Source organism: Vibrio sp. 2132-1, assembly GCF_033344315.1.
Map to the genome: position 1 here is coordinate 1 of NZ_JAWPON010000105.1, position 1,061 is coordinate 1,061.

The 1,061-nt window shown below is 47.4% G+C and carries 2 pseudogenes; one reads left to right on the forward strand and one right to left on the reverse strand.

Annotated elements, in window-relative coordinates:
- Window positions 1-860, forward strand: a pseudogene (locus R8N47_RS23730) (N-acetylglucosamine-binding protein GbpA); the annotation flags it as partial.
- Window positions 861-930: 70 nt separating this feature from the next.
- Here R8N47_RS23730 and R8N47_RS23735 read toward each other — a convergent pair.
- A pseudogene (locus R8N47_RS23735) lies at window positions 931-1,061 on the reverse strand (patatin family protein); the annotation flags it as partial.

A 1,061-nucleotide genomic window follows, 5' to 3' on the forward strand; every position in this document is an offset into this window, starting at 1 on the left:
ATGGTGACGCCCCTGCGATTCCTGAGTGGACTCAAGGTGGCCAAATCATCCCTACTATGAATCTAAAGGTTGGCGATTCGGTTTACACTCGCGTGTTTGATCAATCTGGTGAGAACGTTGCATACCGCACTGAACTAGCAATTAGTAACGACGCACTCACTCAAGCGAAAAACTGGTCTTACGCCTTGGCGAGTAAAATCAACCAAGAGCAAACTAAGCTTCAAGCTGGTCAATATTCGGAAGACAAGTTCACGCCAGTGTACGGCACGAACCCAATTTACCTGCAATCAAACAGTGGCCTTGAGCGTGTTGAAATTGGCTACAATATTGAAACGCCAGTACCTGACTATTCACTCACGGTTGATGGTCTTGCCAGTGAGTACATAATTGCTACAGAACCAACCTCTTTAGACCTCACTCTTACCGCAGAGGGCGACTTAACCGCCGAGTTAACGGTTTACAATCATCATCGCGAACCACTAGCAAGTTGGACGGGTTCAATTCAAGATGGTGCAAGCGAACAAGTAGAACTCACGCTGAGCAAATCAGAACCGGGGCACCACATGTTAGTGACCCGCATTAAAGATACCGATGGCAACCTTGTCGATCAGCAAACTCTGGATTTCCATCTAAAAAGTGAGGAAGTCACCCCACCACCATCAGGCGAATACGACTTTGTATTCCCAGAGGGGCTTTCTAGCTACACAGCAGGTACAAAAGTGTTAGCAAGCGACGGCGCGATTTATCAATGTAAACCATTCCCTTACTCTGGCTACTGCGTACAGTGGAGTGAGAGTGCAACACAATTTGAGCCAGCGACAGGCTCACCCTGGGAAATGGCTTGGGATAAACTGAACTAATCTCGCAGACGATAAACGTAAAGAACCCCGCCAATCGCGGGGTTCTTTGTACTTTATCAATCACTGCGAGTTAAAGACAAAAGTGGCAGTTTTCTCGACTTAAACCATAACCACCAGACAGATTGGTGATATGAGTTCTGCCTTCGTTCAGCCCCATTTCATACCCTTCGAGTAGCACGGATTGGCGCATCGACAAGCGTT